The sequence below is a fragment of the Reyranella sp. CPCC 100927 genome, assembly GCF_007859315.1.
Taxonomy (GTDB): domain Bacteria; phylum Pseudomonadota; class Alphaproteobacteria; order Reyranellales; family Reyranellaceae; genus Vineibacter.
Window position 1 is genome coordinate 12,516 of record NZ_VOHA01000036.1, and the last position, 26,601, is coordinate 39,116.

Sequence of the window (26,601 nt, forward strand, 5' to 3'; positions counted from 1 at the left end):
CGTCGGCTCCGCACGTTGAACGCAGAAAGGTTCTCTTGTCAGCTCATCCTGCAATCGACCCCAGTTGACGCCTACTGAGGAGAGTCCCGTTGGATGTGGTAGAGCCGCCTGCTGAAGCAAGCCGCGCGTCGGCTCCCGACCCGTGGCGGACCTACCGGTTTTGCCCACGCCATTCCGAGCGAAGCAACTCATACCAAACTTCCCCTTCTTCGGTGCCCGGGATGCGGGTGGGAAAGTCCGGGAATTCCGTGCGGACGTGTCTCATTCCGATTTTTTCCATCGCGCGGCGCGAGCCATGGTTTACGGCCATGGTGCAGGCGATGACCTTGTCGTATCCGGCGTTGGCGAACCCCCAGTTGACAAGAGCCATGGCGCCTTCCGACGCCAATCCCTGTCCCCAATCCTCGCGGCGCAGGCGGTATCCGATCTCGGCGAGAGTCTCCGTCTCCGGAAACAAGCAGAACCATCCGACAAACGTGTTCGTCGCGGTTCGCCGCGCCGTCCAAACATAGGGTTCCGATCCTCTCGGCATGAGGAACGTTACGTCCTTCGGGTCCGTCCTCTCATGGTCGACCGCGCCGCCATTCAGGAGCGTGAGGGTTGCTGTTCGTAATTCAGTCACTCCACATATCCAGGTGGCGAGTGTGGGAGGTCGGCCGCTCCCGGCAGCGTAGCCGGCGATCGATGCTGCGGCCGTACGCCATCGATGGCGTGTGAAGGCGTCGCGCCACACATGCCTTCGTGGGGAAGAAACAAAAAACGCGGTCCCTCTGGCCCAATGTCGCATTTATACAATTATCCCAGCCTGCCTTCCAATAAAATTGGCCGTTCACTCATGATTTCATGAGGACGGCATGCGCATCACCGGCGAGGTCATCGAGACCGGCAACACGTGTTGGCGCTTCAAGAACCGCGCGTGTCGCGCGCTCGCCCAGCCGCGGGGTCCGCTTACCCCGATTGACAGATTGCCGGCTGCCGTACGCAGGAGGCTTTGCGTCGTCTTTTCAAGTCGAACTCTTTATGGAGGGGAACCATGGCAGAGTTGAACGGTAAAGAAGCGCTCCGAATCGCGATCGGGTTGTTTCGAGCGAGTGCCGATTCGAAGTCGACGGACGGGGCACCAGTTCTGACGAAGCTGGAGGAGGCAGCCAAGCTCGGGAAGATCGTCTTTGAGAACCTGGGCGGTCTGGAAGGGGACACCAATCTCACAACCGGCGTGATTCGGATGAGCGAATATTTGATCGCCGAACCAGCGAAGCTTTCGATCTGGCTGGTGCATGAGGGGTTCCATGCGGCTGCCAAGCGGGGATCGCTTGAAATTGACGAAGAGATCGAGAGCCGCAGCTTGCAGGCGCGCTACTGGCAATCGTTGATGGCTGGCGTCAGCTTTGAAGGCAAGAAGTACACGGTCAAGAGCGGGATGCTGCTGGAGATGCATTACAAGAACCGAATTCTGGACTGGGTTCTTACGATGCCGGACTACACGAATACCAAAGGGTTTCTGACTGCGCGCTGGATCATTGCGCACATCCAGCATTGGGGCGGGCCGGCCAACCGGGAAAAGAATACACGGCAGATGTACATCGCGGAGCTGATGAAGCCTCCGAGTCTGACGGAGCTGGCCCCAGGAGCGAGGGCACTGTTCGACATTCTGCGTTCGGCACCGCTCGCTGAAGCGCGAGACCTGATCACGTTTGTGGGCGGAGGTGATTTCGCGAAGGGGCGGAAGATGATCGCGGAGCGGATTGGAAAGGTGTGGGGCGGCAGCGCGGTCATCGAGCATTTCACGAACGATGTGGTCGCCTGGCAGAAGATGACCGCCATCGACCTTGGGATGGTTCCGCGGGCTCGTTGAGAGTTTCTCATCTCGAGGAAGGCGCCGCAGGTGTCTTCAGCCTTGCCGCTTGAAGGAGAAGGCCAGGGGGCCGAACGGCGTATTTTGGCGGCGTAGGCTGCCGTCCTCGCTGTCCTCGAGGATGGCGCGCGCGGCGGCTTCGGTGTCCGTCATGGCGAGGATCTCGCGCCATGCCGCAATGTTTTCGGCATTGCTCATCCCGCGGTCCTCCCAGTAGCGCAGAGTCGACAGGGCTTCCGCGGAGGCGGCCTCGGCCGTGGCCGGATCACGCAGGGCGGCGACGGCGCGCGCGTGCATTCGCAAGATCTCCTGATCCCGCTCTCTGCGCGCCTGACGCGCGGCAGCCCGGGCGGCCAGGATGTCCTCGGCGTGATCCGGTTTCTCCGTGCTCATTGTCGTGCCCCGTCGACCATGCCGTCAGCTAGCACAATCCCGGACCGGGCTGTCGAGTGGCTTGGGGGAGCAGTGGCGTGGAAAATCTGGGCCGGCCTTGCCGGGATGGGGGGATAGAAGGGAAGGCCGGCCCAGAGAAACGAGTCCGATGAATGCACCGACGCCCGTGCCACGCCGCGTCGGGCCGGGACATTGTGCGCCGGATCGGCAAAATACTTCAAGATCGAATCATTTGTTGGCTAATTAATAAGCAGGAGAGGGGCTCGGCGCCGACGGCAGGACGGTGCGGCGCAAAAAGACAACTTTGTTCCGCTTGTCGTTTACCGAGAACACCGTATATCGCGCTCAGTCAGCCTTCCCGCCGCCGGGGATTTCGGGCGTGCCGCGCGACCGAAGCCGCCGCTTCGGCCGTCGAGGCAGATCGCCGGCCGGGCGCTTAAGCGGCAGGGCCGCCGCCGGGCTCCATCGGACGGGCGTCATCGCCGGTTGCTGTCGTCAAGCAACACCGCATCCACAATCGTCCATCAGGTGGCGCCATGATCGTTCGGGACTTTCTGGCCGTAACTGGCCGCTTTCTGCCGGCGATTGGCCGCGCGCGGCAGCGTCGGCCAGGCCGTTGATATCGAACCCCGTTCCGGCTTTCTGGCCGTATCTGCCCTTTCTGCCGGGCTTGCTCTCATCGGTCGCTGCGTTCGGGATTGTGTTCGCCGATCCGCGGTGCCCGGGAGTCGTCGCCGGCGCGCTGGCCGTCGAACGAGATCGGCAGGCCATGGAACAGGGTCGGTGCGTCGGCGAACGGCTTGCTGAACATCGCCAGCGCCGCCACCTGCGCCAGCGCCATCACGTCGGGTACGCTGTTGAGCGGGCCATTGGGGACGCCGAGCTTGTCCAGCCGCGCGCTCCAGGTCGCCCGCGTCTCGCCCTTCATGATGTCGCCGATCATGCCCAGCAGCAGCGGCCGGTGCTGCATGCGCAGCGCATTGGTGAGGAACCGCGGATCGTCGGGCCATTCGGGATGACCCAGCACTTCGGCGAACTTGCGCCACAACCGGTCATTGCCGGGGCAGATCATCAGCGGCCCGTCGCTGCATTCGAAGGCCTGATAGGGCGTCAGCGACGGATGGCCGGTGCCCTGGCGCGGCGCTACCGTGCCGGTGGTGGTGTAGCCCGCGATGTGGTTGGACGCCCACATCAGGCCGGTCTCGAACAGCGAGGTGTTGACGATGCAGCCCTGGCCGGTCTGCGCCTTGCGCCACAGCGCGGCCAGGACGCCGATCGCGGTCCACATGCCGGTGCTGAGATCGATGATCGACACCCCGACGCGGGCCGGCGGCCCGCCGGGATCGCCGTTCAGCGAGATCAGGCCGGCCACGGCCTGGATGATCGGCTCGTAGCCCGGCCGCTGCGCCCAGGGTCCGGTGTGGCCGAAGGCGCCGAGGTCGGCATAGATCAGGTGCGGGAAGCGCTGCGCCAGGCTGGCGCCGTCGATGCCGAACTTGGGCGGCACGTCGGCGCGCAGGTTGTGCACGAACACGTCGGCCTGGCCGATGCGCTCGATCAGCGCCTGGCGCTGGGCGGCGTCGGCGAGGTCGACGGTGATCGACTGCTTGCCGCGGTTGAGCGCGATGAAGCCCGTGGCGTCGCCCTCGATGAACGGCGGTCCCCATTTGCGCGCGTCGTCGCCCTCGGGACGCTCGACCTTCACCACGTCGGCGCCCAGGAAGGCCAGGATCTGCCCGCAGTAGGGCCCGGCCAGGTTCTGCCCGAACTCGACCACCTTCACGCCGCTCAGGATGCCGGGGATCATGGTCAATTCTTTCCTTTGATGTTGGGGGCGACGACAAGAAGATTTCACCACGGAGGCACAGAGAACACAGAGGCCACAGAGAGGAAAGCGTCGCACGCCGGCGGCGTGCAAAAATCTCTCTGTGATCTCTGTGTTCTCTGTGCCTCCGTGGTGAACTCTTCAAGCGATCTCGATCGATGGGGATTACCGCACGCTGGTGCCCAGGACCTCGCGGGCGATCAGCATGCGCTGCACTTCGCTGGGGCCTTCACCGACGCGGCGGATGCGCATCTCGCGGTACCAGCGCTCCAGCGGCAGGTCCTTGGTCATGCCCATGCCGCCGTGGATCTGCATCGAGCGGTCGACCACGCGCCAGCCGCCTTCCGAGGCGGTGAGCTTGGCGATCGCCGCCTCGGTGCGGAAGGGGATGCCGCGGCGCGCCTTCTCGGCCGCCTGCAGGGTGAACAGGCGCGCCGTGCGGATGTCGAGCTCGTTGTCGACCAGCATCCACTGGATGGCCTGGCGGTCCGACAGCCGCGCGCCAAAGGTCTCGCGCATCTTGGACCACTCGATCGCCATCTCATGCGCGGCGATGGCGACGCCGATGCAGCCGGCGGCGTAGGGGATGCGCTGGCGCGTGAGGCGATCGTTGGCCACCGCGAAGCCCTTGTTGACCTCGCCCAGCACCTGGTGATCCGACACCCAGCAATCCTTGAACTCGAGCTCCGTGGCGTAGCTCGACGAGCGCAGGGTGTGCACCACGCGCCGCACGTGGAAGCCCGGCGTGTCGTTGTCGACGATGAAGCAGGTGATGCCGCCGCGGCCCTTGCTGGCATCGGTGCGCGCGAACACGATGCCGTACTGCGCCCGATCGGCACCGGAGATGAAGATCTTGCTGCCGTTGATCACCCAGCCGTTGTCCTTGCGCTCGGCCTTGGTGCGGATGGCGCGGGCCGGATCGCTGCCGCCCGACGGCTCGGTGAGCCCGAAGAATGCTTTCTTCTCGCCGCGCAGGGTGGGGAAGAGGTAGCGCTCCTTCTGATCGTCATTGGCCTCGAACAGTTGGGCCAGGCCGGCGCCGCCGAAGGTGCCGTAGCAGGGTGCGTAGAGGCCGGCGCGGTGCTGCGCCATCTCGATCGCGAGCAACGTGCGGGTCACGATGTCGATGTCGGGGCCGCCGAACTCGGGCGGGATGTCGATGCCGTACAGCCCCATCGCCTTGGTCTTCTCGACCAGGCGGGCATGATCCTTGGGATCGAGTTCCGAGGCGTCGGGATCGAGCTTGGCCTCCAGCGGCAGGATCTCCTCGCGCACGAAGCGGCGCACGTTGTCGATCAGCATCTGCTGTTCGTCGGAGGGGTCGAAATCCATGGCGTTGTCCTCCGATCGTCAGCGCGGGCTCAGCCGACCCAGCCGCGGTGGCGGATTGGCGGCGTTGTCGCGCGGCAGGCTGCCGGTGTCGGCCTGGTGCAGCATCAGCAGCTCCTGGTAGCGGGTCGTGTACTGCATGTTGATCTCGACGCGGAACGTATGGCCCTGCGGCCGCGCGGCAAGCTCCTGTTCCAGCGCGCTGCGCAGACCGAAGCGCGCGTGGCCGCCGGCATAGCCGATGTGCACGATCGTTCCGTCGGCATCGGCAATCTGATAGACGCCCAGCTGGCCCGGCAGCCGCGCCACGGCCTCCGCCGTCAGGGGTATCCACGGTTTGTCAGGACGCAGCTGCATGGGGGTTCCTTGGCTTTTAGGACCGCGGGCGTCCACGCCCGCATTCGCTCGAAGCAAAGCGGAGAGCGAAAGAGTGTCGGCGCGGTCGCGCAACAAGCGAAAGCGAAGCTTTCGCTGGAGATGCGCGCGTGGACGCGCGCGGTCCAAAAATCGAAAACACCCTCACCGTCCCTTGAACACGGCGGTGCGTTTCTCCAGGCGCGCCTTCATGCCTTCCTGCGCGTCCTGGCTTTTCATGGCCGCGCCCACCAGCGCATCGATATCGTCGTGCGCGATGCCGTCGCGGAACTGCAGCTGGCGCACGGTCAGGCCTTTCATGGCGCGCAGCGACAGCGGCGCGTTGGCGGCCAGGCGGTCGATGACCTTCTGCGCTGCGGCATCGAGTTCGGCCGCCGGCACGCAGCGGGCGATCAGGCCCAGCGCGTGCAGGCGGGGCGCCGGCAGCGGATCGCCCAGCAGCAGCATCTCGCGCGTCGTCACCGGGCCCAGCACTTCCATCAGCTTCTTGGCCAGGAACCAGTTCGGCGCCAGCCCGACCTGGGCCAGCGACATGCCGAAGCGCGCCGCGTCGCTGGCGACCACCAGGTCGCAGTGCAGGGCGAGCTCGTTGCCGCCGGCGATGGCGTCGCCCTGGACGACGGCGACGACGGGCAGCGGGTTGGTCTCGATCGCATGCAGCATGTCCTCGATGCCGCTCGCCTCGCCGCTGCCGATGGTCTCGCGCCGTTCGGACATGTCGAGGCCGGCGCAGAACACGCGGCCCTTGCCGCGGATGACGATAACCCGGTCGTCGGCAGCGGCGGGCGCCGTGAGGGCGGCCTTCAGGTCGCGCAGCAGCTCGCTGTCCAGCGCATTGCGCTTATCGGGCCTGTTCAGCCAGACGGTCGTGACCGGTCCGCTCTTCTCGACAATGACCTTGCTCACCGGCGTCCTCCATCCCGCATCGTGATTCGATGTTCGAACCATGAAGGCACACGGCAGCAGGAGCGTCGAGCCGCTTCATGCAAGGCGGATATGACGAACTGGCCATTCGCACGGTGGACGCCCGCGCCGGCAGCGAACCGTGCTCATGCCAGGGCGAAGAGCCGTCGGGCCCGAAGGTGCCTATCCGGCGGCGAGGAAGCGGTCGATCAAACCGGCGACAAGGCCGGATGCGGTCACGTGGGCGACATGGCCATGGCCGCTCAGCGTGCTGACCGTGGCGGACGGCAGTGCCGTCGACAGCGCCTGTGTCGCCGCGGCGAGGTTGGCGGACGTCTCCGTGCCGAGCAATAGCTGCGTTGGTGCCTTGATCGCAACGTAGCGGCTGACGTCGGCGGGCAGCGCGTCGATGGCGCGCAACTCGCGCACCCAGACCGGGGCCAGCGCGACCCGCGCGGCCCAGTCCGGTGCGCGGCGCATCGCGGCGACGGCGCTGTCGGGCATGCGCACGATCCTGCTGAGCGCCAGGGTCAGGGCTTCGTCGAGTGCGCCGGCGTCGACCAGCGCCGCGTAGGACGCCAAGGCATCACCGGCGACAGGGCCGTCGACCGGCAGCGGCGGCTCGTAGAGCACGACCCGTGCGGCGGACACGACACCGGCGGCCAGGCCTTCGAGAACGCACGTCGCGCCGAACGAGTGTCCGATCACGATCTCCGCGCCTGCAGCCGCCATGACGGCGCCGATGTCGTCCGCCTCGCGTCCGATGGCGTAGGCATCGTTGCCGGCACCACTCAAGCCGCGGCCACGCCGATCAACAAGGTACACCGCGTAGCGATCGGCGAGCGCCTCAGCCACCGCCCGCCACGCCTCTCCCGTCGAGCTGCTGCCGTGCACCACCACGACTGGGGGACCCGATCCGACGATCCTGGCGCCGATCGGCGTGCCGTCCGCCGATGTGACTGTGATCGTGCGCGCCATGACCGTCATGCTGGATCACTCCGGCTGGATGCCGGCGGCCTGGATCGTCTTGCGCCAGCGCTCGATCTCGCTCTTGGTGAAGGCGGCGAATTCCTGCGGCGACATCAGCACGACGTCGGCGGCGCCGGCGGTCATCAGGTCGCGCGTGGCGGCGTCGGCGGTGATCTCGCGCAGCTTGGCGTAGATCGCCTCGACGACGGGCGCCGGCGTCTTGGCCGGCGCGTAGATCGCCTGCCACCAGGTGAGCTCGTAGCCCGGTACGCCGGCCTCGATCATGGTGGGCAGGTCGGGCGCCGCCTTGGTGCGCTCGCGGCTGGTCACCGCCAGCGCCCGCACCTTGCCAGCCTTGATCTGCGGCAGGGCGTTCTGTGGGTCGGAGAACATCAGCTGCACGGTACCGGCGATCAGGTCCTGCATCGCCGGCGGGCTGCTCTTGTAGGGCACATGCACGATGTTGACGCCGGTGAGCTGCTTGTAGAGCTCGGCCGACATGCGCTGCGAGGAACTGCCCTCGCTGAAGTTCAGCTTGCCGGGATTGGCCTTGGCGTAGGCCGTGAGCTCGGCGATCGACTTCACCGGCAGGTCGGGATGCACCAGCACGATGTTGGCGCCGAGCACGACGGTGGTGACGGCCTCGAAGTCCTTGACCGGGTCATAACTGAGATTCTTGATCAGCCACGGGTTGGCGGCGTGCGTCGTGTTGGTGGCGACCAGCAGGGTGTGGCCGTCAGGCGCGGCGCGCGCGACATCGCTCGCCGCCAGCATGCCGCCGGCGCCGGGCTTGTTGTCGACCACCACCGGCTGGTTCCAGGCGGCTTGCAGCTTGGCCGCGAGCGCGCGCGACACGATGTCGGTGGCGCTGCCGGCGGCAAACGGCACCACCAGCCGCATCGGCTTGCTGGGCGCCCAGGCCGCCTGGGCTCGCGCGGCTGTGGGCAAGGCGGAGAGAGCGGCAGTACCCAGCAGAGCAGTGCGGCGTGTGAGCATGATCGACAACCTCCCTGTTTGCGGGCAGTCGATCACGCACCATGGACCAAGGCAAGGCTGGAGGGAGAGCGTTCAGTTCCTCTCCCGCGAGCGGGAGAGGAAGGGGCCCATTGCGCGCAGCGCAATGGGAAGGTGAGGGGCCAAGGACGCGGTGCCGTGCGTGGCGCCCTCACCCGCCGGACGCTTCGCGTCCGTCGACCTCTCCCGCCTGCGGCAGAGGTGAAATCACATGAACAGCTTCTCGCCCTTCATATCCTTGTAGAGACCGGCGACGAATTCGCCGTAGCCGTTGTAGAGCTGGGTGGGGATGCGCTCGTCGCTGCCCAGCAGCTTCTCGCTGGCCTGGCTCCAGCGCGGGTGCGGTACTTCCGGGTTGATGTTAGCCCAGAAGCCGTACTCTTCCTTGATCAGCGCCTCCCAGAACGAGACCGGCCGCTTGTCGCTGAAGGTGAAGCGCACGATCGACTTCACGTGCTTGAAGCCGTACTTCCACGGTGTCGCCAGGCGCAACGGGGCGCCGTTCTGCGGCACGATCGGTTTGCCATAGAGCCCGGTGGCGATGAACGACAGCTCGTGCGTCGCCTCGGCCATGGTGAGCCCGTCGGTGTAGGGCCAGGGATAGTAGAACTCGCGCTGGCCGGGGAAGACCGAGGGGTTGGACGCGGTCTGCATCACCAGGTACTTGGCGTCCGCCTTCGGCTGCGCCAGGTCGACCAGCGCCTTCAGCGGGAAGCCGCTGTAGGGCACCGCCATCGACCAGGTCTCGACGCAACGATGGCGATAGAGCCGCTCCTCCAGCGGCATCTTGGCCAGCAGGTCGTCGAAGCCCAGCTCGATCGGCTTGTCGATCAGCCCGTCGATCTTCACCATCCAGGGCCGCAGCTTCATGCGCTTCTGGGCATCGCGCCAGATCGTCTTGTGCGAGCCGAACTCGTAGAAATTGTTGTAGGTGGTGGCGAGCTTCTCGGCCGTCACCGGCCGGTCGAGCGTGTATTTGGCGTTCTTCGCCACCGGATAGAGCTTGGCCGACGGATCGGCCTCCTGCCCCAGCGCGCTCGCGAACGGCAGGGCGCCGCCGATCGTGGCCAGACCCATGCCGCGCAGCATCGCGCGTCGGTTCATGTAAAGCGCCTCCGACGTTGCGGTGCTCTCCGGCAATTCCCAGCCGCGTCTACGCTTGATCAGCATGGCCCCAAACCTCGTCCGTCTCGCGGCACTTCCGCAGCGACCTACCTGCGGGGGAAACGTGCTCTCTACAAGTCACCTCGGCGTGACGAGTCCGCGAGGTGTCGCCGTGGCCGATGCCATCGCATCGTGCAGATCCCGGCGCCAGCCCAGCGCCACCATCGTCTCGGCGACCAGGAACATCGGTCCGATGAAGCCTTGGAACAAATTGTCGATCAGGGCCGGCCGCTTGCCTTCGTAATGGTGGCCGAGGAACTGCAGGACCCAGCCGCCGACGAACAGCACGGCAAAGGCGATCCAGGTGTTGGTCGGTCCGAGCTGGCGCGCCAGCCATTCCGCCGCCAGCCAGAACAGGACCATGACGAGGCCCATCGCCAGGCCGACACCGACGTCGAGCGCGACCCAGCCCAATACAGCCAGCGCGCCCACGATCAGGGCACCGGTGATCACGGTATCGCCGGCCGGGATGCGCCACAGCGCGAGCACCAGCAGCAGCGAAAAGACGATGACGGGGATGCCGATGAAGTGCGTCGCCTTGTTGCGCGGATCACGGTGGACCGCAGCGTAGCTGGCAAGCTGGCGGGTGAAGAAGGAGCTCATGATTGGCCTCCCTTTCGGGGGGCCTACAGTAGCGCGCTGTCGCAACGGGTGCCACTGCCTGGGAGCGCGGGCGCTCGCCCGCGCCCCCAGGCGCATGATTGGCGATACGAGACCCTTAGGTACGCGTCCCGGTCATCTCCTGGATCCTGGGCCAGATCGTGTCTTTCCAGCCGCCGTTGCCGGTGGCGGTCAGCACGATTTTCTGGTTCTGGGCGATGATGAACCGCGGCGTGACATTGCCGCGCTGCGCGCCCTCGTCGCTCATCAGGAATTCCGTGAGGATCCAGCGCGCCTCGGCCGGCCAGGATTCCTCCTTGAGGATCAGCGAGCCGTTGGCAGGATGCACGACGTGGTAGTCAAGTTTCTTGAATGCGTCGGAAGCCTTGAAACCGGGTTCGGACTGGGCACGCCAGATCTTGCAGCCGCCTCAAAGCTCGTGGCCGACGAAGGTCACCGAGATCCGGGACCCCTGGGCGCGGGTCGGTACGACCAGCGCCGGCGCCACCGCGAGGGACAAGCCACCCGCGACCAGCAATCGGCGATAGAGCATGCAACCTCCTTGAATGTCACGACTCTCCACGGCCGTGGTGTGGCACAGGACCGGCTGCTTCTGAAAGTGCCCTCACCGCATCGTGACACCTTGGGAGCGCGGGCATCCCGCCGGTGCCAGCCTCTAGCTGGTCCGCCACAACGACAACAACGGGCCGCTCCTGCCGGCAACCGGGTCGCAGGCGGGAAACGGCGCACGGGCGATACGGGCGACCGTGTCGGCCGTTGCCGGATCGCGGCTCACGTCGGTGTTCTGGCCCGGCGGGTAACCGCCGACCACCAACAGGTCGCGCGTGGCATCCAGGCGGCAGTGGCCGGTGCCCGCCGGCAGCAGGGCGACGTCGCCAGCCTCGACCTCGATCTCGCTGCCGCCGGGACCACCCAACAGCAGGCGCGCGCTGCCCTGGGCAAAGCCCAGCACCTCATGCGCGTCGGGATGATAATGGTGATAGGCATAGACGCCGTTGCGCCATTGCGCGGGCCAGCCGTTCTTCTCGAACAAGGCCTCGAACGCGCGCGCCGCGTCGGCTGCGCTGCCGGCTGGCACCACGCGGCGGTACAGCAGCACCGGCAAACGCGGGTTGTTCGGCACCCAGCCGTTGGCATCGAGGTACAGCGTTTCTGGCGACATATTCTCCCTTCCCCGCTTGCGGGGAAGGTGGTCCGGAAGGGGAGCCGACGTGGTGCGCATCACAAAGACCTCGCTGACTCCCCTCGGCCGATCAGCGTATCACCGCCCCGCGGCGGCGCGGCGCTTGCCTTCCTCGGCGACCTTCTCGGCGGCGCGGCCGGCCATCTCCTGCAGATGGTCGAACTCGGCATGGTACGTGCCGACGCCCTGGGTGGCCGAGCGGATCTCGATGATCAGGTCGCCGATCTCCGACTCCGGCATCAGTGCCACCACCTCGTCCCAGCCCGGCCAGCCGGGCCGCGCGTCGAAGCCCAGCAGCTGGCCGCGGCGGCCCGACACCAGGCGCTGGATGCGCGAGGTCGCGTCGCTGGGCGCTGCGATCGTCACCTTCAGGATGGGCTCGAGCAGCACCGGATCGCACTTGGGCATGGCCTCGACCATGGCCACGCGCGCCGCCTGCTTGAACGACATCTCCGAGCTGTCGACCGTGTGGTACTGGCCGTCGAACAGGGTGACCGAGAGGTCGACCACCGGCTGGCCCAGCGGGCCCTGCTTGAGATAGTCGACGACGCCCATCTCGACGGCGGGGATGAAGTTGCGCGGCACCACGCCGCCCACGATCTTGTCGATGAATTTGAAGCCCTCGCCGCGGCCCAGCGGCTGGATCTCGATCTTGACGTCGCCGAACTGGCCGTGGCCGCCGGTCTGCCGCTTGTAGCGGCCGTGCTGCTGGGCGCCTTTGCGGATCGTCTCCTTGTAGGCGACGCGGGGCGGACTGCTGTCGACCGGCACGTTGTAGCGTGTGGCGAGCTTCTCCAGCGCCACGCGCAGGTGCATCTCGCCCTGGCCGCGGATCAGGAATTCGCCGGTGTCATCGCGATGGCCGGCCGACAGCGATGGATCCTCCTCGATGATCTTGTGCAACGCCGTCGACAGCTTCACCTCATCGCTGCGGTTCTTGGGCATGATGGCCAACCCGTACACCGGCAGCTCGGCAGCGGTGTGGTCGGGTGCTTCCACCGTGCCGGACGCCGACAGGATCTGTCCGGCCGACAGGGCCTCGACCTTGGCCAGGGCGACCAGGTCGCCCTGCTTGGCCTGCGCCAGCTTGTCCAGCCGCTGGCCGAACATGCGGAACATGCCGCCGATGCGGGTCGAGCCCAGGGTCTGGCCTTCCGATACCGTGCCCGCCCAGACGCGGCTCAGCGACAACTTGCCGGCATGCGCCTGGTGCGAGACCTTGAAGCATTCGGCGATGCTGGCGCCGTTGACCTCGATGCCGCGGCGCTTGGCGGTCTCGGGTGCGAAGGGCGTGTCGTGACGCAGCGCCTTGAGCAGACGGCGCACGCCGCTCTCGTGCTCGCCGGCACCCAGCAGCACCGGTGCGATCAGGTCGGCGCCGAACTCGTCGTGCAGGTCGCGGTAGATCAGCGACTTCTCGGGCGCCACGTCCTCGATCAGCTGTTCCAGCAAGGTGTCGTCGAACTCGGCCAAGGTCTCCAGCATCTCGCGGCGCGCATCGTTCTCGCGCGGCAGCAATTCGGCCGGCATCTCGATCAGGTCGGAGGCGGAGCCCTGCTTGTAGCGATAGGCGCGTTCGCTCACCAGGTCGACGTAGCCCTGGATCTCCTCGCTGCCGTCGGTGTTGGTCTTGCGGATCGGCACCTGGCGCAGCACCAGCTTGCGCTCCGACACCGACTGCAGGGCGGCCAGCAGATCGCGCACGCGCGCGTGCGCCGTATCCATCTTGTTGACGAAGAACAGGTGCGGCACATGGCGCGCTTCCAGCGCCCGCAGCAGCGGCGCCAGCACCGCCACGCGGTCGGGCACCGGCTCGCACACGATCACCGCGGCGTCGCACACGGCCAGCGCCGCCAGCGTGTCATGCTGGAATTCGATCGAACCCGGGCAGTCGATGAAGGTCCACGAGTCACCGAAATAGGTGCAGGACGCGACATTGAGCTCGGTGCCCATGCCGAGCTTGCGCGCCTCGGGCGCGCCGTCGCCGACCGAGGCGCCGTCGCGCGGCCGGCCGCGGCGGTTGATCGCGCCGGTCGCGAACAGCAGCGTTTCCAGCAGCGTGGTTTTTCCGGAGAGGTAGGGTCCGCACAGGGCGACGACGCGGTTGGCGCCGCCGCCCGCGCGTTCCGCGCCCGTTGATACGATCGTGGTGTCTGCCATGATTAAGTTCCTCCCGCGCGCCCGAACCCTTTTGGCTCGTCGTGTCTCCCCGGTCGGCGACCGGGCGGGAGAGAGGCCTCGCGGCCCTTCCGTTGCGCCCCGCGTCCGTGCGCGTCGGGATCGACGACACGTACCGCCATCACACCGGCGCGCCGCAAACGCGGACAGCACCCGCAACGCCGACAACAGGGCAACTGACGACACAAGCGTCCACCCGTCCGGCCCGCCGAGTCAATGGCAACTGGGGAAAATGGCAGCGAAACGATCACCGAGTAGGCCGGCGACGCCGGCCGCCATCTCAGGTACCATGGCGGGGGTGACACCGTTCGGGGAGGCCATGTTGCGTTGGGCGCCGCTTGTTCTTTCAATCCTCATCGCGAGCCCGGCCTGGGCGCAACCGACCTCCACATCGACCGTTCGCGACTGCCCGACCTGCCCGGAGATGGTGCCCGTCCGCGGCGGTACCTTCGTGATGGGCGCCGCGCCGGGCGAGGAGGAACGCGATGGCGTGCCGCCCCACGTGCGCGGCCGCTCGCAGCCGCAGCGACAGGTCGTCATCGCGCCGTTCCTGATCGGTCGCTTCGAGGTGACCGTGGATGAGTTCACCGAGTACCAGCGCGCGACCGGTCATCGTATCGACGCGGCGTGCTGGTCCGAAGGCATCGACGGCAAGCGCCGGCAGTATCCCGGTATCACCTGGCGCAATCCCGGTTTCCCGCAGACCGGCCGCGATCCTGTGGTGTGCGTGAACTGGTTCGAGGCGCGCGGTTATGCCGGCTGGCTGTCGCAGCGTACCGGCAAGCGCTACCGGCTGCCGAGCGAGGCGGAATGGGAGTATGCCGCGCGCGCCGGCAGCGCCGGGTCACGCCCGTTCGCGTCAGACCCCCAGACTCTCTGCCGGCACATCAACTTCGGCGACCTGGCGCTGGCCGACGCCTACAAGCATCGGCGCGACACCGCACGTTATGGCGTCTGCAATGACGGCTATGCCTTCACGTCGCCGGTCGGTGCCTTCCCGCCCAACGCGTTCGGGTTGCACGACATGCTGGGCAATGCCTGGGAGTGGACGGAGGACTGCTGGCATCCGACCTACGACGGCGCGCCGATCGACCACAAGCCGCGCTATACCGGCGACTGCGAGAAGCGCTCGGTGCGGGGCGGCGGCTGGTTCAACGATCCCTGGCGCTCGCGGTCGGCCTTCCGCTTCCGCGACTCCAACGGCCACAACGGCAACATGCTCGGCTTCCGCCTGGTCCGGGATCCTTGACGCAACTCCTCTCCCGCAAGCGGGAGAGGAAGGGGCCCATTGCGCGTAGCGCAATGGGAAGGTGAGGGGATCAGGACGAGGCGCCGAGTATGGGGGCCCTCACCCGCCGGGCGCTACGCGCCCGTCGACCTCTCCCGCTTGCGGGAGAGGTGAAAAACTACGTCAGCGCGGCGCAGGCGCGCTGGATGCGCCGGCCGGCCTCTTCCACCAGGTCGGTGGCCGTGGCGTAGGAGATGCGGAAGTTCGGGCCCAGGCCGAAGGCTGAACCCTGCACCACCGACAAACCTTCGCTCTCCAGCAGGTAGTTCGCGAAGTCGGTGTCGTTGGCGATGGTCTTGCCGTCGGGCGTCTTCTTGCCGATCAGGCCGGCACACGACGGATAGACGTAGAACGCGCCCTCCGGCCGCGAGCACTTGATGCCCTTGGCCTGGTTCAGCATCGACACGATCAGGTCGCGCCGTTGCTTGAAGACCGTGTTGTTCTTCGGGATGAAGTCGGTCGGTCCGTTGAGCGCCGCCGTCGCCGCCGCCTGGCTGATCGAACTGGCGCTCGACGTGCTCTGCGACTGGACGGTCGACATCGCCGTGATCAGCTTCTGCGGCCCGGCACCGTAGCCGATACGCCAGCCGGTCATGCAATAGGCTTTCGACACGCCGTTCATGGTCAGGGTGCGCTCGTAGAGCTTGGGCTCGACCTCGGCCGGCGTGTGGAACTCGAAGTCGTCGTAGACGAGCTTCTCGTACATGTCGTCGGTCAGCACCCAGACGTGCGGGTGTTTCAGCAGCACGTCGCAGATCGCCCGCATGTCGGCGTAGCTGTAGCCGGCGCCTGTCGGGTTGCTGGGCGAGTTCAGGATCACCCACTTGGTCTTGGGCGTGATCGCGCGCTCGAGATCCTCGGGCTGCAGCTTGAAGCCGTTGGACTCCGGGCAGTTCACGATCACCGGCGTGCCGTCGGCGACCAGCACCATCTCCGGGTACGAGACCCAGTAGGGCGCCGGCACGATCACCTCGTCGCCGGCGTCGAGCGTGGCCAGCATGGCGTTGAAGATGATCTGCTTGCCGCCGCTGCCGACGACGACCTGGCCCGGCGCGTACTCCAGTCCATGATCGCGCTTGAGCTTGCCGCAGATCGCCTGGCGCAACGCCGGGGTGCCGGGGACGGCGGTGTACTTGGTGTCGTTCTCGCGGATCGCCTTGTAGGCGGCTTCCTTGATGTGCTCGGGGGTCGGGAAATCGGGCTCGCCCGCCGCCAGGCCGATCACGTCTTTACCGGCCGCTTTCATCTCCAGGAATTTGCCCTGCGCGGCAGTCGTGGGAGATGGCTTGATGCGGCTGAGGCGTTCGGCGATGAAGGCCATGGTTGCGGGTCCGTTGGAAATGCGTCCGGCACTGCCCCGGACGGGCGCCCACAAGGGCGGCGCAACCTAACGATGGCCCCCGCCCGATGCAAGGCAGCCCGCAGTGCAAAATTGTATGGGCACAATGCGTCACCACGGCACGTCGGGCAGGCGCTGGTGGGCCTCGCGCAGGGAGCGCGACCAGCCGTCGCGGATGGTGCGGAAATAGGGATCATCGCCGTCGATGGTGCGGCGGATCTCCGGCGTGAAGGCGTCGCGGCGATAGACCAACAGGTCGAGCGGCAGGCCGACCGACAGGTTGGAGCGCAAGGTGCTGTCCATCGACACCAGCGCCAGCTTGGCGGCAGCCCGCAGGTCTGTCTCCCAGCCCAGCGCCCGGTCGAGGATCGGCTTGCCGTACTTGTGCTCGCCGATCTGCAGGAAGGGCGTACGGTCGCTGGCCTGGATGAAGTTGCCGGCAGCATAGATCTCGAACAGCCGGTGCTCGTCACCCTTGATCTGGCCGCCCAGCAGGAAGCTGACGTTGAACGATGCGGCGTTCATCTCCTCCAGTGCCTTGCCGTGGATGCGGTAGACCAGCCGGATCGCCTCGCCGACCAGCTGCGCGGCATGGAACATCGAGGGCACGTCGGTGAGCTTGCGGGCGTCGGGTTCGAGGCCGGCCTCGAGGTGATTGACGATGGTCTGCGTAACGCCGAGGTAGCCGGCGCTCAACAGCACCAGCAGCCGCTCGCCCGGCCGCTCCCATACCGTCATCTTGCGGAAGGTGGCGATGTTGTCGACGCCGGCGCTGGTGCGCGAGTCCGACAGCATCACCAGTCCGTCCTTGAGACACATGCCGACGCAGTAAGTCATCGTGGTTTCCGGCTCGCTCCAATGCCGGGACTATGGCCCAGCCCTCGGCCCTTTGTCTTGCCGCGCGCCGCATGCGCTTGCAACCGGCCGGCCATTGGCGGACCATGCGCGGGCGGGAACAACCGGGGACGTCAGTCTGCCGGATCGGCAGGCCGACACAGCGCAAGCGGGGCCTGACATGCGTGGCAAACACTCGACGGCCGGCAGGGTGCGATGGGCTGCCGTCCTGGCGTCGGTGGCGGCGATCTGCTGGGGGCCATCAGGCGCGGCGCAGGCCCAGATGGGCGAGACGGCGTGGCTGGCCACGTCGTCGTTCGGCCACGATGCGCTGGCCAACTGCCTGGCCAAGGCCATGTGGCGCGAGTTCGTCACCGCGCCGGTGGTGTCGGCGCCGCCCAAGCGCTCGGCCTACGTCAACCTGTGGCCGCGGGTCCAGCCGCAGCCGGTGGATCCGGTGGCGAGCTTCCAGGTCGAGCCGCAGCCGGATGGCGCCATGCGCATCGGCTGGCGCCGCCTGACCAATACACCGGCCGGTGCCAACTGGGATGGCGCCGCCCGCACGGCCGCCAGCCGCTGCGCCGCGAACCCGGGCTAGCAGGGCCTCAGCCGATTCGTTTAACCGTCGCTTCGACGGTCATCTCGGCCTCGCCGCCAGGACCGATGCGGCGGCCGGTCACGGGCGCGGCTTCGGTGTAGTCGAGACCCACCGCCAGCTTCAGGTAGTCGTGCGTCGTGGAGGCGCTGTTGGCCGGATCGAAACCGACCCAGCCCAGCCCCGTCACCAGTGCTTCGGCCCACGCCGGGCAGGGCGAGCCGACCTTGTTGCCGTCGTCGGTGCGCAGGTAGCCGCTGGCATAGCGCGCCGGCACGCCCAGCCGCCGGCAGCAGGCGACGAAGATCTGCGCCAGGTCCTGGCATACCCCTTCGCCGCGGTCGAACGCGCTCAGCGCATCGGTCCTCACGTCCGACACGCCGACCTTGTAGGTGATGCGATCGTGTACGCGGCGCATCAGCTCGTGCAGCATCGGGACATGGTCGGCGGTGTCGGTGGTGCGGGGAACCAGGTCGGCGATCAGCGGGTCGAAGCGCGCATCGTGGCGGCCCAGGCCGTGGTTGCGCAGCCAGAACGTCGCCGGCAGCGGCTCGCGCTCGGCATAGTGCAGCCAGCTGTCGTCGCCCACCCATTCGTAGACGCCCTCGACGGCGATCGCGACCTCGCTGTGGCGCTGCGCCACCGAGAACGTGGTCACGGTGTTGCCGTGGCCGTCACGCCATTCGGCCCGTCGCCCCGGCCCCCGCACCGACCATGACACCAGCCGCTGGCCGGCGGCGGGCCGCGGCACCAGCCGCGTGTCATGGATCGAATGCCGCGCCGGTTCGGCGAAGCGAAAGCGGGTGACGTGGTTGACGGCGACGCGCATGCAGGTCTTGCACCTCAATCGAACAGGAACTGGCGGCCGATGTCCTCGCTCAGTTGCGCCATGCGCAAGCCGAGGTCTTCGAGGTAGGGGCGCAGGCCGGTGGCGAACACGTCCTCGATGCGGGCGTAGCGGACGTGGGCATGCAGGGCGCCGGCCTGACGGTCGGCCTCGCCGCGCGTGCCATAGGTCTCGGACAGCTCGCGCATGCTGAGATCGACCTGCCACAGGCAATGGTGCACCGATCGCGGCAGGTCGCGGCGCAGAACCATCAGCTCGGCCACCCGCGCGGCCTCGATGCGGCTGTGATAGATGCGCCGGTATGTGCGCACGGCGCCGACGCAGGCCAGGATCTCCGACCATTCGTAATAGTCGGTGCTGCCGTGCCGGGGATCGCCGTCCGGGCACAGGCGATGGAACTTCACGTCCAGCACGCGCGTGGTGTTGTCCGCCCGCTCCAGGTAGCTGCCCAACTGCAGAAAGCAGTAGGCATCGTCGCGCAGCAGGGTCGACTGCGCGGCGCCGGCGATCATGGTGGTCTGCTTCTTGACCAGTTCCAGCAGGGCGCCGCGATCGACCATGGCCCGCGGCAGCCGGGTTTGAGCCGCCACATCCAGCCACAACGCGTTGAGGCTCTCCCAGACGTCGACGGTGAGGTTGTTGCGCTCGGCCCGGGCATTGTTGCGGGCCGCCCGCACGGTGTTGACCAGGCTCGACGGATTGCTGTCGTCGAGCGTCATGAAGTCGAGCAGGTCGGCCAGCGCGCCTTGCGGGTAGCGGGCAAGGAATTCGGTGCGCAGGGAATAGACGTCGGCGACCACGCCGGCCTCGGCCGTGCCGGATTGCAGCGCCATGCGCTGTGTCGATTCCAGGACGCGTGCCGTATTCTTCGCCCGGTGCAGGTAGCGGCCCATCCAGTACAGATTCTTGGCCGTGCTACTCAGCATGGGCGTTTCCCCTCACCCTTACTTTCATGATGTGGCATCGCCGCGGGCGCCCAGGACCCAGGTATCCTTGGTGCCGCCGCCCTGGCTCGAGTTCACCACCAGCGAGCCTTCCTTCAGCGCCACGCGCGTCAGCCCTCCGGGGGTGATGAACACCTCGCCGCTGCGGCGCGACAGGATGAAGGGCCTCAGATCGACGTGGCGCGGCGCCACACCCTGGTCGACGAAGGTGGGGCAGGTGCTGAGTGCCAGGGTTGGCTGCGCGATATAGGCATCGGGCCGGGCCTTCAGCAGGGCGCGGAACTCCTCGATCTCGGTCTTGGTCGAGGTCGGCCCCACCAGCATGCCCTTGCCGCCCGAGCCGTGGACCTCCTTGACCACGATCTCGGGCAGGTGCTCGAGGATGTACGTGAAGTCGTCGGCCTTATCGCCACGCCAGGTCGGTACGTTGCGCAGGATCGGCTCCTCGCTGAGATAGAAGCGGATCATGTCGGGCACGTAGAGGTAGGTCGACTTGTCGTCGGCCACGCCGTTGCCGATGGCGTTGACGACGTTGACCCGGCCCATGCGCAGCGCACCTACCAGGCCCGGCACGCCGAGGAAGGAGTCGGGCCGGAAGGCCAGCGGGTCGAGGAACGAGTCGTCGATGCGCCGGTAGATCACGTCGACGCGCTGAGGACCGCGCGGCGTGCGCATGAAGACACGGCCCTCATCGACGAACAGGTCGGTACCCTCGACCAGCTCGATGCCCATCTCGTCGGCCAGGAAGGCGTGCTCGAAATAGGCACTGTTGTAGTGGCCCGGCGTCAGCAGCACGACATTGGGCTCGCCGTCGTCGCTGAACGACACCGAGCGCAAGGTGTTCAGCAATTCCTCGGTGTAGCTGGCGACCGGCCGCACGGCCATGCGCGAGAACAACTCGGGCGCCAGCCGCATCATCACCTCGCGGTTCTCCAGCACGTAGGAGATGCCCGATGGCGTGCGGACGTTGTCCTCCAGGACATAGAACTCCTGCTCGCCGACCCGCACCATGTCGATGCCGGCGATATGCACGTGGATGTCGCCCGGCAGCTTCAGGTCCTGGGCCAGCGGCGCGAACTCGCCGTTCAGCAGCAGCTGGGCCTCGGGGATGATGCCGGCACGGCAGATCTCGCGGGCGCCGTAGGCATCGGCCAGGAAGGCGTTCAGCGCCCGCACCCGCTGCGACAGGCCGCGTTCAAGGAACGCCCACTCGTCGGCCGCGATCACCCGGGGAATGATGTCGAACGGGATCGTGGTCTCATGCCCACCGACGGCGCCGTAGGCGCCGAAAGTAATGCCAGCACGATGATAAAAGGCGTCGACCTCGCGGCGCTTGGCCTCGATGGTCTCCATGGGTGTGTTCTGCAGCCAGCGGTCAATGGCTCGGTAGGGGGCGCGCACACCCTCGGGAGCGCTGCGCATTTCATCGAACGCTGCCATCGCCGCCATATCGGTCCTGTCTCCGTGCTCCCGTTCGACTGCCTGTACAGCTTACAAGCAAATTCCTTGCCGGCGGAAGACCACATCTGCACGATGCAATGGCCGACAGGCAGCAAGCGCGTACGCCGACAGAATGCGCGCAGGGTTTCAGGGAGGACAGGATATGCGCTCTATTCGCCGTCGTCCGTTCATCGCCGGCGCTGCGGCGCTGGCCGGTTCCGGGCTCGTTGCGGCGCCGTCCGTCGGCCAGGGGCAGGGGGCCTGGCCCGCCAAGCCGATCACCATCGTGGTGAATTTCGCACCCGGCGGTCTCACCGACGGGATCGCCCGCGTGTTCGGCGAATACGCGTCCAAGAAACTGAGCCAGCAGATCATCATCGACAACAAGCCGGGCGCCGGCGGCAACATCGGCGCGGCCCTGGTGTCGCGCGCCGCGCCGGATGGCTACACGTTCCTGCATACCGTGTCAGGGACGCTGGTGCAGAACCGCGTACTCTACAGCAACCTCGGCTTTGATCCCGATAAGGATTTCGTGCCGGTGTCCGCCACGTCGTCAGGCGAACTGCCGGTGGCCGTGCACAAGTCGCTGCCGGTCAAGACGGTTGCCGAACTGATCGACTACGCCCGCAAGAACAAGGTCAGCTTCGGTTCGTGGGCGCCAGGGTCCGGTGCCCACATCGTGTGCGCCAAGTTGAATGAACTCTACGGCATCAAGATGGAGATCGTGCACTATCGCGGCGAAGGCCCGATGTGGCAGGACATGGGTTCCGGATCACTGCAGGCGGCCATGGGTAGCTACCAGGCACTGCGGCCGCTGCTGACCAACGGCACGATCCGGCTGATCGCGCTGCCGGCACCGCGCCGCAACACCAAGTTCCCGGATCTGCCAACAATGGCCGAGCAGGGCTTCACGCACGACGCCTTCAACCTGTTCGGCTGGCTTGGCCTCTTTGCGCCGACCGGAACATCCCTGGAGATCGTCAAGCGGCTGTCGGCCTTGTGGGTCGAAGCGGCCGACTCGGAGGGCGGCCGCAAGATGTACGATACCTTCGGCCTTCACGAAAAGCCGCTCACCCACGAGGCGATGGCGGCCGACTACGAGCGGCTCAAGGCCCGCATGATCCCGTTGGTGCGCGACCTGGGCGTGAAGCTGGAGTGAGGCGCGTCCCGCCTACGCCGCTTGCGGCGGACAGGCCGGCATGTCGCGCAGGAACTTGTAGCGGCCGTGGCCCTTGATCGCGGCGAGATCGAATTCGACCAGGCCCGGCGGCCGCAGAAGGTCGACGACCGGTTCCGGCCCGGCGAAGTCGATAGCGAGCATGCCCGGCCGTGGATCGCCGCCCAGCGGATGGTTGGTCATGAAGGCGGTCGACGGGGCCCACACGTGCCGCAAGCCATCGACGGTACGGTCGCGGTACTGATGCAGATGGCCGCTGACGACCATCGAGACATCCGCAGTGCGGAGTTTCTCCATCAGGGCCTGCCGCGGCGGCAGATTGAGGCTGCCGGCGGTCGGCTCGACCTCATCTGCCGACTCGAGGAACAGCGGCTTGTGCAGGAAGAGTGCGATGCGCCGTCCTGCCGCGCTGGCAAAAGCCGTGTCGAGCCATGCATCCTGGACGGCCTCGGCGGCCAGGCCGGAGCCGAACAGCTGGGCGTTCACACCGACCAGGCGCCATGCATCGAGATCGAGCGACCAGCAGTCCGTGCCGAAGGCCGCGTTCCAGCGCGACAGTCGCGGCTCATCGATGAGCTGCTCGGCGTCCTGTCCGGGCGGTTCGTCGCCCACGTCATGGTTGCCCGGCAGTGCCAGGGTATGCGGCGCCAGCCGCCGCAACGCCGCAGCGGCGAATGCGATCTCGCCGTCGCTGTCGGGACCGTTGATGCAGAGGTCGCCAGTGACGATGACGGCCGCGGGCGCCATCGCGTTCGCTGCGTCCCGAGCCAGAGCCCAGTTGTCCCAGAAGAAGCCGTGGGTCGGTGACAGGTGCAGGTCCGACAGAACCAGAATCCGGGTCATGTGCGTGATCCTCAAGCAGTCGTCGCCCGATGCAAAGAGTGTCTATGGCGCCGAGGTGACAATCGAATAACCTCGCCATGACACTTCAACGACGCGCTGGGCGTGACGCCGGCAAGTGGAGGACAGAATGAAGCGTGTATTGCTTGATAGCTACGGCGTGCCGGAGCAGGTCGCGCGCTGCGCCGAGGTGCCCGATGTGGGAGCGCCGGGGCCGGGCGAGGTGGTGTTCGACGTGCTGCTGTTTCCCATCAACCCGGCCGATGTCTGGTTCTGCAAGGGCAGCTATCGATTGAAACCGCCGCTGCCGTCGACGCCCGGGGCCGAATGCATCGGGCGGGTGACGGCGGTCGGTGCCGGCGTTTCGCATGTCAAGGCCGGCGACCTGGTCATCAATCTGCAGCGCGAAAACTGGGCCCAGAAGCGCCGGGTGAGCGGCGACGACGTCATCGCCGTGCCAGCCGGACTCGATCTGAAGCAGGCCGCCATGCTGCGCATCAATCCGCCGACGGCACTTCTGATGCTGACGGACCTGGCGACCCTGAAGCCGGGCGACTGGGTGGCACAAAACGTCGCCAACTCGGCGGTGGGCCGCTTGGTGATCCCGCTCGCCAAGGCGCGTGGATTGCGAACCGTGAACATCGTACGCCGCGAGTCGCTGCTCGCCGACCTCAAGGCGTTGGGTGCCGATGCCTGTGTCGTCGATGGCCCGGACCTCGCCGAGCGTGTGGCGGCGGCAACCGGCGGTGCGCCGGTGCGGCTGGGGCTCGATGCGGTATCCGGCGCCGCGACGGCGCGGCTGGCTGCCTGCGTCGCCGATGGCGGCGTGGTCTGCAATTACGGCGCCATGAGCGGCGAGGATCCCACAGTGGGGCGCGGCGAGTTGATCTATCGCGGATTGACGCTCACCGGCTTCATGCTGGGCCGCTTCATGGCCAAGCGCAGCCTGGCCCAAATCCGCGACATCTACGCCGATCTCGGCCGCCAGCTGATGGATGGCAAGCTCGCGGCGCCGGTCGAGAAGATCTATGCCATCGACGACATCAAGGCCGCCCTGAAACGGGCCCAGGAAGGCGAGCGGTCCGGCAAGATCCTGGTGGCGCCCAACGGTCCGATCTGAGCGACCTAGATCGGCCGCGAGTGGCCGCCGGCCAATCCGCGGATGGCGGCCAGCATGCCGGCGAGTTCAACCTGGCCGGCTGCGCCCGTCTTGGCAAAGACGCGGCGCAGATGGGTCTTGACGGTATTGGACGACAGGCTGAGACGGGCCGCGGTCTCGCCCACCGAGCGGCCGCGCGCCGTGAGCAGCGCGACGCGCGCCTCGGCTGGGGTGAGACCGTAGGCACTGATGATCCAATCCAGCGGAACTTCCGCCGCGGCCGCCGGATCGAACACGAAGATCATCGTCTGTGCGTCGCGCATGTGCGGTTCGGCGAACAGGCTGATGTCGGGACCGTGCACCGGCGACACGACGATCGTCACCAGACGCCCGTCGGCCGGATGCGGCAGGCCCATGGTCGCCGTCGGCGTGCCGTGGCGGGCCCCCTGGATCAGGGCGTCGAACTGGTGGGCGTGCGGCGCCGATGCGCACAGCAGGGTGCGATCCTGCATGCGCAGAGGGCCGCCCGCGGACATCATGGCGTGGGCGGCCGCATTGGCGAACAGGACAGCATCCGTCGCGTCGAGCAGGACGACGCCGCCCGTGAACTGATCCAGGACACGGCTTTCTGCCCGTCGCAGTGCGCGATAGCCGTCGATCCGGAATCCCAGACGCAGCGAGCGGGACATATGCGGCGCCAGGCGGGCGAGCAGATGGTAGTCCGCCTCTCCGAATCGTCCCCGGTCTTCGTTCCGTTGCAGGCGGAAGGCGGCGATGAGTGTCCGCGTCGCCGCAATCGGGACCACGACGTCATGGGCCGCCTGTTCCTGTGAAGACCGCCCCTCGTCAAGGAAGCCGGCGGATGTGAAGAGCTCATAAGGGACCGCAGCGTCGGAAAAGGCCACGGCGCCGGTTGCCGGGTGCGCACCCGTGCGCGTCCAGGGGCTGAGCGGTGACATCCCAGCCTCGACCGCGTCCGTGCCGTCCAGTGGCCGGGTCGCGATGCAGATCATGTTGAAACCAGACGACCGCGCGTGCAGGACACCGTGGTCGCTGCCGGTCATGTCCACGAGCCGCAGCAGCGTGGCGATCCAGAGGTTGCCGTCGGTGGCGGCATCGTAGATCAGGTCCAGCAGGGCCGGTGGCGGGTCATTCGGTGGGCCCATCGCAGCGCTCGCGGATGGATCGCTAGGCCGACAGCGCCATGCCGAGCGATGCGATCAGCTCTGACAATTTTCCTTGCCCGCTGACGCCGGTCTTCGCGAAGACACGGGCGAGATGCGATTTGACCGTGTTGGGCGACAGGTTGAGGCGCTGCGCGGCATGGAAAGCGCCGCCATAGGATGCCGTGGCGACAGCCACGTCGGCTTCCGCCGGAGTCATCCGGTAGGTGTCCATCAGCCAGGACGCGGGGACCGCCATCTTGGCGACAGGATCCGAGATGAACAGGATCACCGCGGCATCCTTCATGTGGGCGTCGGCAAAGCGCCCCAGATCCTCGCCCCGCACCGACGAGGCCAGAACCGTGACCACGCGGCCGTCATCCGGGCAGGGGACGCCGATGGCCGTCATCGGCACGTGGTGCAATGTCGCCTGCACGAGGTGGTCAAGTCGACGGGTGTGCGACGGGGAACTGTGCGCCACGCGTCCGCCTCCCAGTCGCAACGGTTTATCCTCGCCGTCGAGCGCGCGGGCGGCAGCGTTGCTGTAGACAATGCGGGCCTGACGGTCGAGCAGGACGATGCCGACCGCCAGCCTGTCGAGCGTTCGGTACTCGCCGTTGCGCAGTGCCCGATAAGCCTCGATGCGGAAGCCCAGCCGCACCGAGCGACGCAGGTGCGGGAACAGGGCCTCGATCAGGCGAAGCTCGCGGTTGTCGTACGGACCCTGGCGCGGCCCTCGGTTCATGCTCAGGCCGGCACCGAGGCCGGGGTTCGGCGTCAGCGACAGGCCGATCATGGCGCTATGTCCCAGGCCCTGGGGCCGCAGCACCTCGTCATAGAAGGCGGTGCGTCGCAGATCCGCCAGCGGCAGGATCTGGTCCGACGGGATGGCGCGGCCGACCGGGTTGTTGGACCACATGTAATGTGTCCACGGATTGAGCACATGCCGTTCCTTGAGGGCGCGGACAGCGGCGGCGTCACCGCCGTAGTTGTGCTCGAAATAAATGGTGTGCGTCGTGTCCGACTGGAACAGCAGAACCCCGGCGGCACTGTTGGTCAGGCCGGCGACCTCGCGAAAGATCGAGGGCCACAGCCGGCTGTCGGCTGCGGCGTCATAGATCAGGTCCAGCAGCGCCTCAGGGGGATCGTGCTCGATGCGCATCCCGTGCCTCCCCGAACATGCCGATGCCCTGGTGCATGGCGGGTTTTGGTCATGACGTATTGTG

The 26,601-nt window shown here is 67.0% G+C and carries 27 protein-coding genes; 5 read left to right on the plus strand and 22 right to left on the minus strand.

All coding sequences use genetic code 11. The features are described 5' to 3' along the window. Positions 1-151 precede the first annotated feature (151 nt). Entirely contained in the window at positions 152-622 is a 471-nt protein-coding gene (locus tag FQU96_RS40050) for a GNAT family N-acetyltransferase (protein ID WP_255468859.1), read from the minus strand. A 411-nt stretch (positions 623-1,033) separates the two neighbouring features. On the opposite strand from FQU96_RS40050, the gene FQU96_RS40055 reads away from it, so the two are divergent. Continuing rightward, positions 1,034-1,855, plus strand: a complete 822-nt coding sequence (locus tag FQU96_RS40055; RefSeq protein WP_146547043.1) for a hypothetical protein — start codon at positions 1,034-1,036, stop codon at positions 1,853-1,855. Between the two features lie 36 nt (positions 1,856-1,891). Here the strand turns inward: FQU96_RS40055 and FQU96_RS40060 are convergent, their stop codons facing one another. The 13 genes from FQU96_RS40060 to FQU96_RS40115 form a co-directional block, all read right to left on the minus strand. Continuing rightward, positions 1,892-2,248 carry a hypothetical protein gene (locus FQU96_RS40060; RefSeq protein WP_146547044.1) on the minus strand — a complete coding sequence of 119 codons (357 nt, stop codon included), beginning with the start codon at positions 2,246-2,248 and terminating at the stop codon, positions 1,892-1,894. A 676-nt stretch (positions 2,249-2,924) separates the two neighbouring features. Then, positions 2,925-4,055: a CaiB/BaiF CoA-transferase family protein gene (locus tag FQU96_RS40065; RefSeq protein WP_218575068.1), complete on the minus strand. Its 1,131-nt coding sequence runs from the start codon at positions 4,053-4,055 to the stop codon at positions 2,925-2,927. Between the two features lie 183 nt (positions 4,056-4,238). Further along, the gene (locus FQU96_RS40070) at positions 4,239-5,405 is read right to left on the minus strand and encodes an acyl-CoA dehydrogenase family protein (protein WP_146547045.1); all 1,167 of its coding nucleotides are present in this window, start codon (positions 5,403-5,405) and stop codon (positions 4,239-4,241) included. An 18-nt stretch (positions 5,406-5,423) separates the two neighbouring features. Then, the gene (locus FQU96_RS40075; RefSeq protein WP_146547046.1) at positions 5,424-5,759 is read right to left on the minus strand and encodes a hypothetical protein; all 336 of its coding nucleotides are present in this window, start codon (positions 5,757-5,759) and stop codon (positions 5,424-5,426) included. Positions 5,760-5,921: 162 nt separating this feature from the next. Beyond that, positions 5,922-6,683, minus strand: a complete 762-nt coding sequence (locus tag FQU96_RS40080; protein ID WP_178131119.1) for an enoyl-CoA hydratase/isomerase family protein — start codon at positions 6,681-6,683, stop codon at positions 5,922-5,924. A gap of 180 nt (positions 6,684-6,863) precedes the next feature. Next, a complete protein-coding gene (locus FQU96_RS40085) occupies positions 6,864-7,667 on the minus strand; it encodes an alpha/beta fold hydrolase (RefSeq protein WP_146547048.1) in 804 nt (267 codons plus the stop codon). Between the two features lie 6 nt (positions 7,668-7,673). Further along, complete coding sequence (locus FQU96_RS40090) at positions 7,674-8,645, minus strand: tripartite tricarboxylate transporter substrate binding protein (RefSeq protein ID WP_146547049.1); 972 nt, start codon at positions 8,643-8,645, stop codon at positions 7,674-7,676. A gap of 225 nt (positions 8,646-8,870) precedes the next feature. Continuing rightward, positions 8,871-9,833 carry a protein-methionine-sulfoxide reductase catalytic subunit MsrP gene (gene msrP / locus FQU96_RS40095; RefSeq protein ID WP_146547050.1) on the minus strand — a complete coding sequence of 321 codons (963 nt, stop codon included), beginning with the start codon at positions 9,831-9,833 and terminating at the stop codon, positions 8,871-8,873. 72 nt (positions 9,834-9,905) lie between these two features. Continuing rightward, positions 9,906-10,430 (minus strand): DUF962 domain-containing protein, encoded by a 525-nt coding sequence (locus tag FQU96_RS40100; protein WP_146547051.1) that lies wholly within the window; start codon positions 10,428-10,430, stop codon positions 9,906-9,908. Positions 10,431-10,545: 115 nt separating this feature from the next. Beyond that, positions 10,546-10,776: a hypothetical protein gene (locus tag FQU96_RS40105; protein ID WP_146547052.1), complete on the minus strand. Its 231-nt coding sequence runs from the start codon at positions 10,774-10,776 to the stop codon at positions 10,546-10,548. Between the two features lie 81 nt (positions 10,777-10,857). Further along, a complete protein-coding gene (locus FQU96_RS42975) occupies positions 10,858-10,980 on the minus strand; it encodes a hypothetical protein (RefSeq protein WP_255468860.1) in 123 nt (40 codons plus the stop codon). 123 nt (positions 10,981-11,103) lie between these two features. Beyond that, a complete protein-coding gene (locus tag FQU96_RS40110; RefSeq protein WP_146547053.1) occupies positions 11,104-11,610 on the minus strand; it encodes a cupin in 507 nt (168 codons plus the stop codon). A 99-nt stretch (positions 11,611-11,709) separates the two neighbouring features. Further along, positions 11,710-13,791, minus strand: coding sequence for an elongation factor G (locus FQU96_RS40115; protein WP_146547054.1), 2,082 nt, complete (start codon positions 13,789-13,791; stop codon positions 11,710-11,712). A 337-nt stretch (positions 13,792-14,128) separates the two neighbouring features. Between FQU96_RS40115 and FQU96_RS40120 the strand changes: the two genes are divergently transcribed. Beyond that, on the plus strand, positions 14,129-15,058 hold the full coding sequence (locus FQU96_RS40120; protein ID WP_178131121.1) for a formylglycine-generating enzyme family protein: 930 nt from the start codon (positions 14,129-14,131) through the stop codon (positions 15,056-15,058). A gap of 157 nt (positions 15,059-15,215) precedes the next feature. Here FQU96_RS40120 and FQU96_RS40125 read toward each other — a convergent pair whose 3' ends face one another. Then, on the minus strand, positions 15,216-16,418 hold the full coding sequence (locus FQU96_RS40125) for a pyridoxal phosphate-dependent aminotransferase (RefSeq protein WP_146547056.1): 1,203 nt from the start codon (positions 16,416-16,418) through the stop codon (positions 15,216-15,218). A gap of 129 nt (positions 16,419-16,547) precedes the next feature. After that, positions 16,548-17,273, minus strand: coding sequence for a peptidase (locus FQU96_RS40130; protein ID WP_146547057.1), 726 nt, complete (start codon positions 17,271-17,273; stop codon positions 16,548-16,550). A 178-nt stretch (positions 17,274-17,451) separates the two neighbouring features. Here FQU96_RS40130 and FQU96_RS40135 point away from each other — a divergent pair, with 178 nt between their 5' ends. Next, positions 17,452-17,868, plus strand: coding sequence for a hypothetical protein (locus tag FQU96_RS40135; protein ID WP_146547058.1), 417 nt, complete (start codon positions 17,452-17,454; stop codon positions 17,866-17,868). A 7-nt stretch (positions 17,869-17,875) separates the two neighbouring features. On the opposite strand, the gene FQU96_RS40140 is transcribed toward FQU96_RS40135, so the two are convergent. From FQU96_RS40140 to FQU96_RS40150, 3 genes are read right to left on the minus strand one after another with little or no spacing between them, the layout of a single operon-like run. Further along, positions 17,876-18,694: a transglutaminase family protein gene (locus FQU96_RS40140; RefSeq protein ID WP_146547059.1), complete on the minus strand. Its 819-nt coding sequence runs from the start codon at positions 18,692-18,694 to the stop codon at positions 17,876-17,878. Positions 18,695-18,708: 14 nt separating this feature from the next. Beyond that, positions 18,709-19,638, minus strand: coding sequence for an alpha-E domain-containing protein (locus tag FQU96_RS40145; RefSeq protein WP_146547060.1), 930 nt, complete (start codon positions 19,636-19,638; stop codon positions 18,709-18,711). Between the two features lie 24 nt (positions 19,639-19,662). Continuing rightward, the gene (locus tag FQU96_RS40150) at positions 19,663-21,105 is read right to left on the minus strand and encodes a circularly permuted type 2 ATP-grasp protein (protein WP_146547061.1); all 1,443 of its coding nucleotides are present in this window, start codon (positions 21,103-21,105) and stop codon (positions 19,663-19,665) included. A 154-nt stretch (positions 21,106-21,259) separates the two neighbouring features. Here FQU96_RS40150 and FQU96_RS40155 point away from each other — a divergent pair, with 154 nt between their 5' ends. Beyond that, complete coding sequence (locus tag FQU96_RS40155; RefSeq protein ID WP_178131123.1) at positions 21,260-22,255, plus strand: tripartite tricarboxylate transporter substrate binding protein; 996 nt, start codon at positions 21,260-21,262, stop codon at positions 22,253-22,255. A 12-nt stretch (positions 22,256-22,267) separates the two neighbouring features. Here FQU96_RS40155 and FQU96_RS40160 read toward each other — a convergent pair whose 3' ends face one another. Next, positions 22,268-23,116, minus strand: coding sequence for a metallophosphoesterase (locus tag FQU96_RS40160; protein ID WP_146547063.1), 849 nt, complete (start codon positions 23,114-23,116; stop codon positions 22,268-22,270). Between the two features lie 127 nt (positions 23,117-23,243). Between FQU96_RS40160 and FQU96_RS40165 the strand changes: the two genes are divergently transcribed. Further along, entirely contained in the window at positions 23,244-24,233 is a 990-nt protein-coding gene (locus FQU96_RS40165; RefSeq protein ID WP_146547064.1) for a zinc-dependent alcohol dehydrogenase family protein, read from the plus strand. A 5-nt stretch (positions 24,234-24,238) separates the two neighbouring features. On the opposite strand, the gene FQU96_RS40170 is transcribed toward FQU96_RS40165, so the two are convergent. Continuing rightward, positions 24,239-25,378 carry a helix-turn-helix transcriptional regulator gene (locus FQU96_RS40170; protein WP_146547065.1) on the minus strand — a complete coding sequence of 380 codons (1,140 nt, stop codon included), beginning with the start codon at positions 25,376-25,378 and terminating at the stop codon, positions 24,239-24,241. A 22-nt stretch (positions 25,379-25,400) separates the two neighbouring features. Then, on the minus strand, positions 25,401-26,537 hold the full coding sequence (locus FQU96_RS40175) for a helix-turn-helix transcriptional regulator (RefSeq protein ID WP_146547066.1): 1,137 nt from the start codon (positions 26,535-26,537) through the stop codon (positions 25,401-25,403). Positions 26,538-26,601: the final 64 nt, after the last annotated feature.

What these genes read in the sequence shown, in the direction of transcription:
- FQU96_RS40125 (WP_146547056.1), bottom strand. Translation starts at nt 16,418, where the DNA reads ATGGCCTTCATCGCCGAACGCCTCAGCCGCATCAAGCCATCTCCCACG.
- FQU96_RS40075 (WP_146547046.1), bottom strand. Translation starts at nt 5,759, where the DNA reads ATGCAGCTGCGTCCTGACAAACCGTGGATACCCCTGACGGCGGAGGCC.
- FQU96_RS40130 (WP_146547057.1), bottom strand. Translation starts at nt 17,273, where the DNA reads ATGACTTACTGCGTCGGCATGTGTCTCAAGGACGGACTGGTGATGCTG.
- FQU96_RS40155 (WP_178131123.1), top strand. Translation starts at nt 21,260, where the DNA reads ATGCGCTCTATTCGCCGTCGTCCGTTCATCGCCGGCGCTGCGGCGCTG.
- FQU96_RS40145 (WP_146547060.1), bottom strand. Translation starts at nt 19,638, where the DNA reads ATGCTGAGTAGCACGGCCAAGAATCTGTACTGGATGGGCCGCTACCTG.
- FQU96_RS40110 (WP_146547053.1), bottom strand. Translation starts at nt 11,610, where the DNA reads ATGTCGCCAGAAACGCTGTACCTCGATGCCAACGGCTGGGTGCCGAAC.
- FQU96_RS40090 (WP_146547049.1), bottom strand. Translation starts at nt 8,645, where the DNA reads ATGCTCACACGCCGCACTGCTCTGCTGGGTACTGCCGCTCTCTCCGCC.
- FQU96_RS40055 (WP_146547043.1), top strand. Translation starts at nt 1,034, where the DNA reads ATGGCAGAGTTGAACGGTAAAGAAGCGCTCCGAATCGCGATCGGGTTG.
- FQU96_RS40115 (WP_146547054.1), bottom strand. Translation starts at nt 13,791, where the DNA reads ATGGCAGACACCACGATCGTATCAACGGGCGCGGAACGCGCGGGCGGC.
- FQU96_RS40070 (WP_146547045.1), bottom strand. Translation starts at nt 5,405, where the DNA reads ATGGATTTCGACCCCTCCGACGAACAGCAGATGCTGATCGACAACGTG.
- FQU96_RS40100 (WP_146547051.1), bottom strand. Translation starts at nt 10,430, where the DNA reads ATGAGCTCCTTCTTCACCCGCCAGCTTGCCAGCTACGCTGCGGTCCAC.
- FQU96_RS40065 (WP_218575068.1), bottom strand. Translation starts at nt 4,055, where the DNA reads ATGATCCCCGGCATCCTGAGCGGCGTGAAGGTGGTCGAGTTCGGGCAG.
- FQU96_RS40120 (WP_178131121.1), top strand. Translation starts at nt 14,129, where the DNA reads ATGTTGCGTTGGGCGCCGCTTGTTCTTTCAATCCTCATCGCGAGCCCG.
- FQU96_RS40085 (WP_146547048.1), bottom strand. Translation starts at nt 7,667, where the DNA reads ATGACGGTCATGGCGCGCACGATCACAGTCACATCGGCGGACGGCACG.
- FQU96_RS40175 (WP_146547066.1), bottom strand. Translation starts at nt 26,537, where the DNA reads ATGCGCATCGAGCACGATCCCCCTGAGGCGCTGCTGGACCTGATCTAT.
- msrP (WP_146547050.1), bottom strand. Translation starts at nt 9,833, where the DNA reads ATGCTGATCAAGCGTAGACGCGGCTGGGAATTGCCGGAGAGCACCGCA.
- FQU96_RS40160 (WP_146547063.1), bottom strand. Translation starts at nt 23,116, where the DNA reads ATGACCCGGATTCTGGTTCTGTCGGACCTGCACCTGTCACCGACCCAC.
- FQU96_RS40165 (WP_146547064.1), top strand. Translation starts at nt 23,244, where the DNA reads ATGAAGCGTGTATTGCTTGATAGCTACGGCGTGCCGGAGCAGGTCGCG.
- FQU96_RS40140 (WP_146547059.1), bottom strand. Translation starts at nt 18,694, where the DNA reads ATGCGCGTCGCCGTCAACCACGTCACCCGCTTTCGCTTCGCCGAACCG.
- FQU96_RS40170 (WP_146547065.1), bottom strand. Translation starts at nt 25,378, where the DNA reads ATGGGCCCACCGAATGACCCGCCACCGGCCCTGCTGGACCTGATCTAC.
- FQU96_RS40135 (WP_146547058.1), top strand. Translation starts at nt 17,452, where the DNA reads ATGCGTGGCAAACACTCGACGGCCGGCAGGGTGCGATGGGCTGCCGTC.
- FQU96_RS40060 (WP_146547044.1), bottom strand. Translation starts at nt 2,248, where the DNA reads ATGAGCACGGAGAAACCGGATCACGCCGAGGACATCCTGGCCGCCCGG.
- FQU96_RS40150 (WP_146547061.1), bottom strand. Translation starts at nt 21,105, where the DNA reads ATGGCGGCGATGGCAGCGTTCGATGAAATGCGCAGCGCTCCCGAGGGT.
- FQU96_RS42975 (WP_255468860.1), bottom strand. Translation starts at nt 10,980, where the DNA reads ATGCTCTATCGCCGATTGCTGGTCGCGGGTGGCTTGTCCCTCGCGGTG.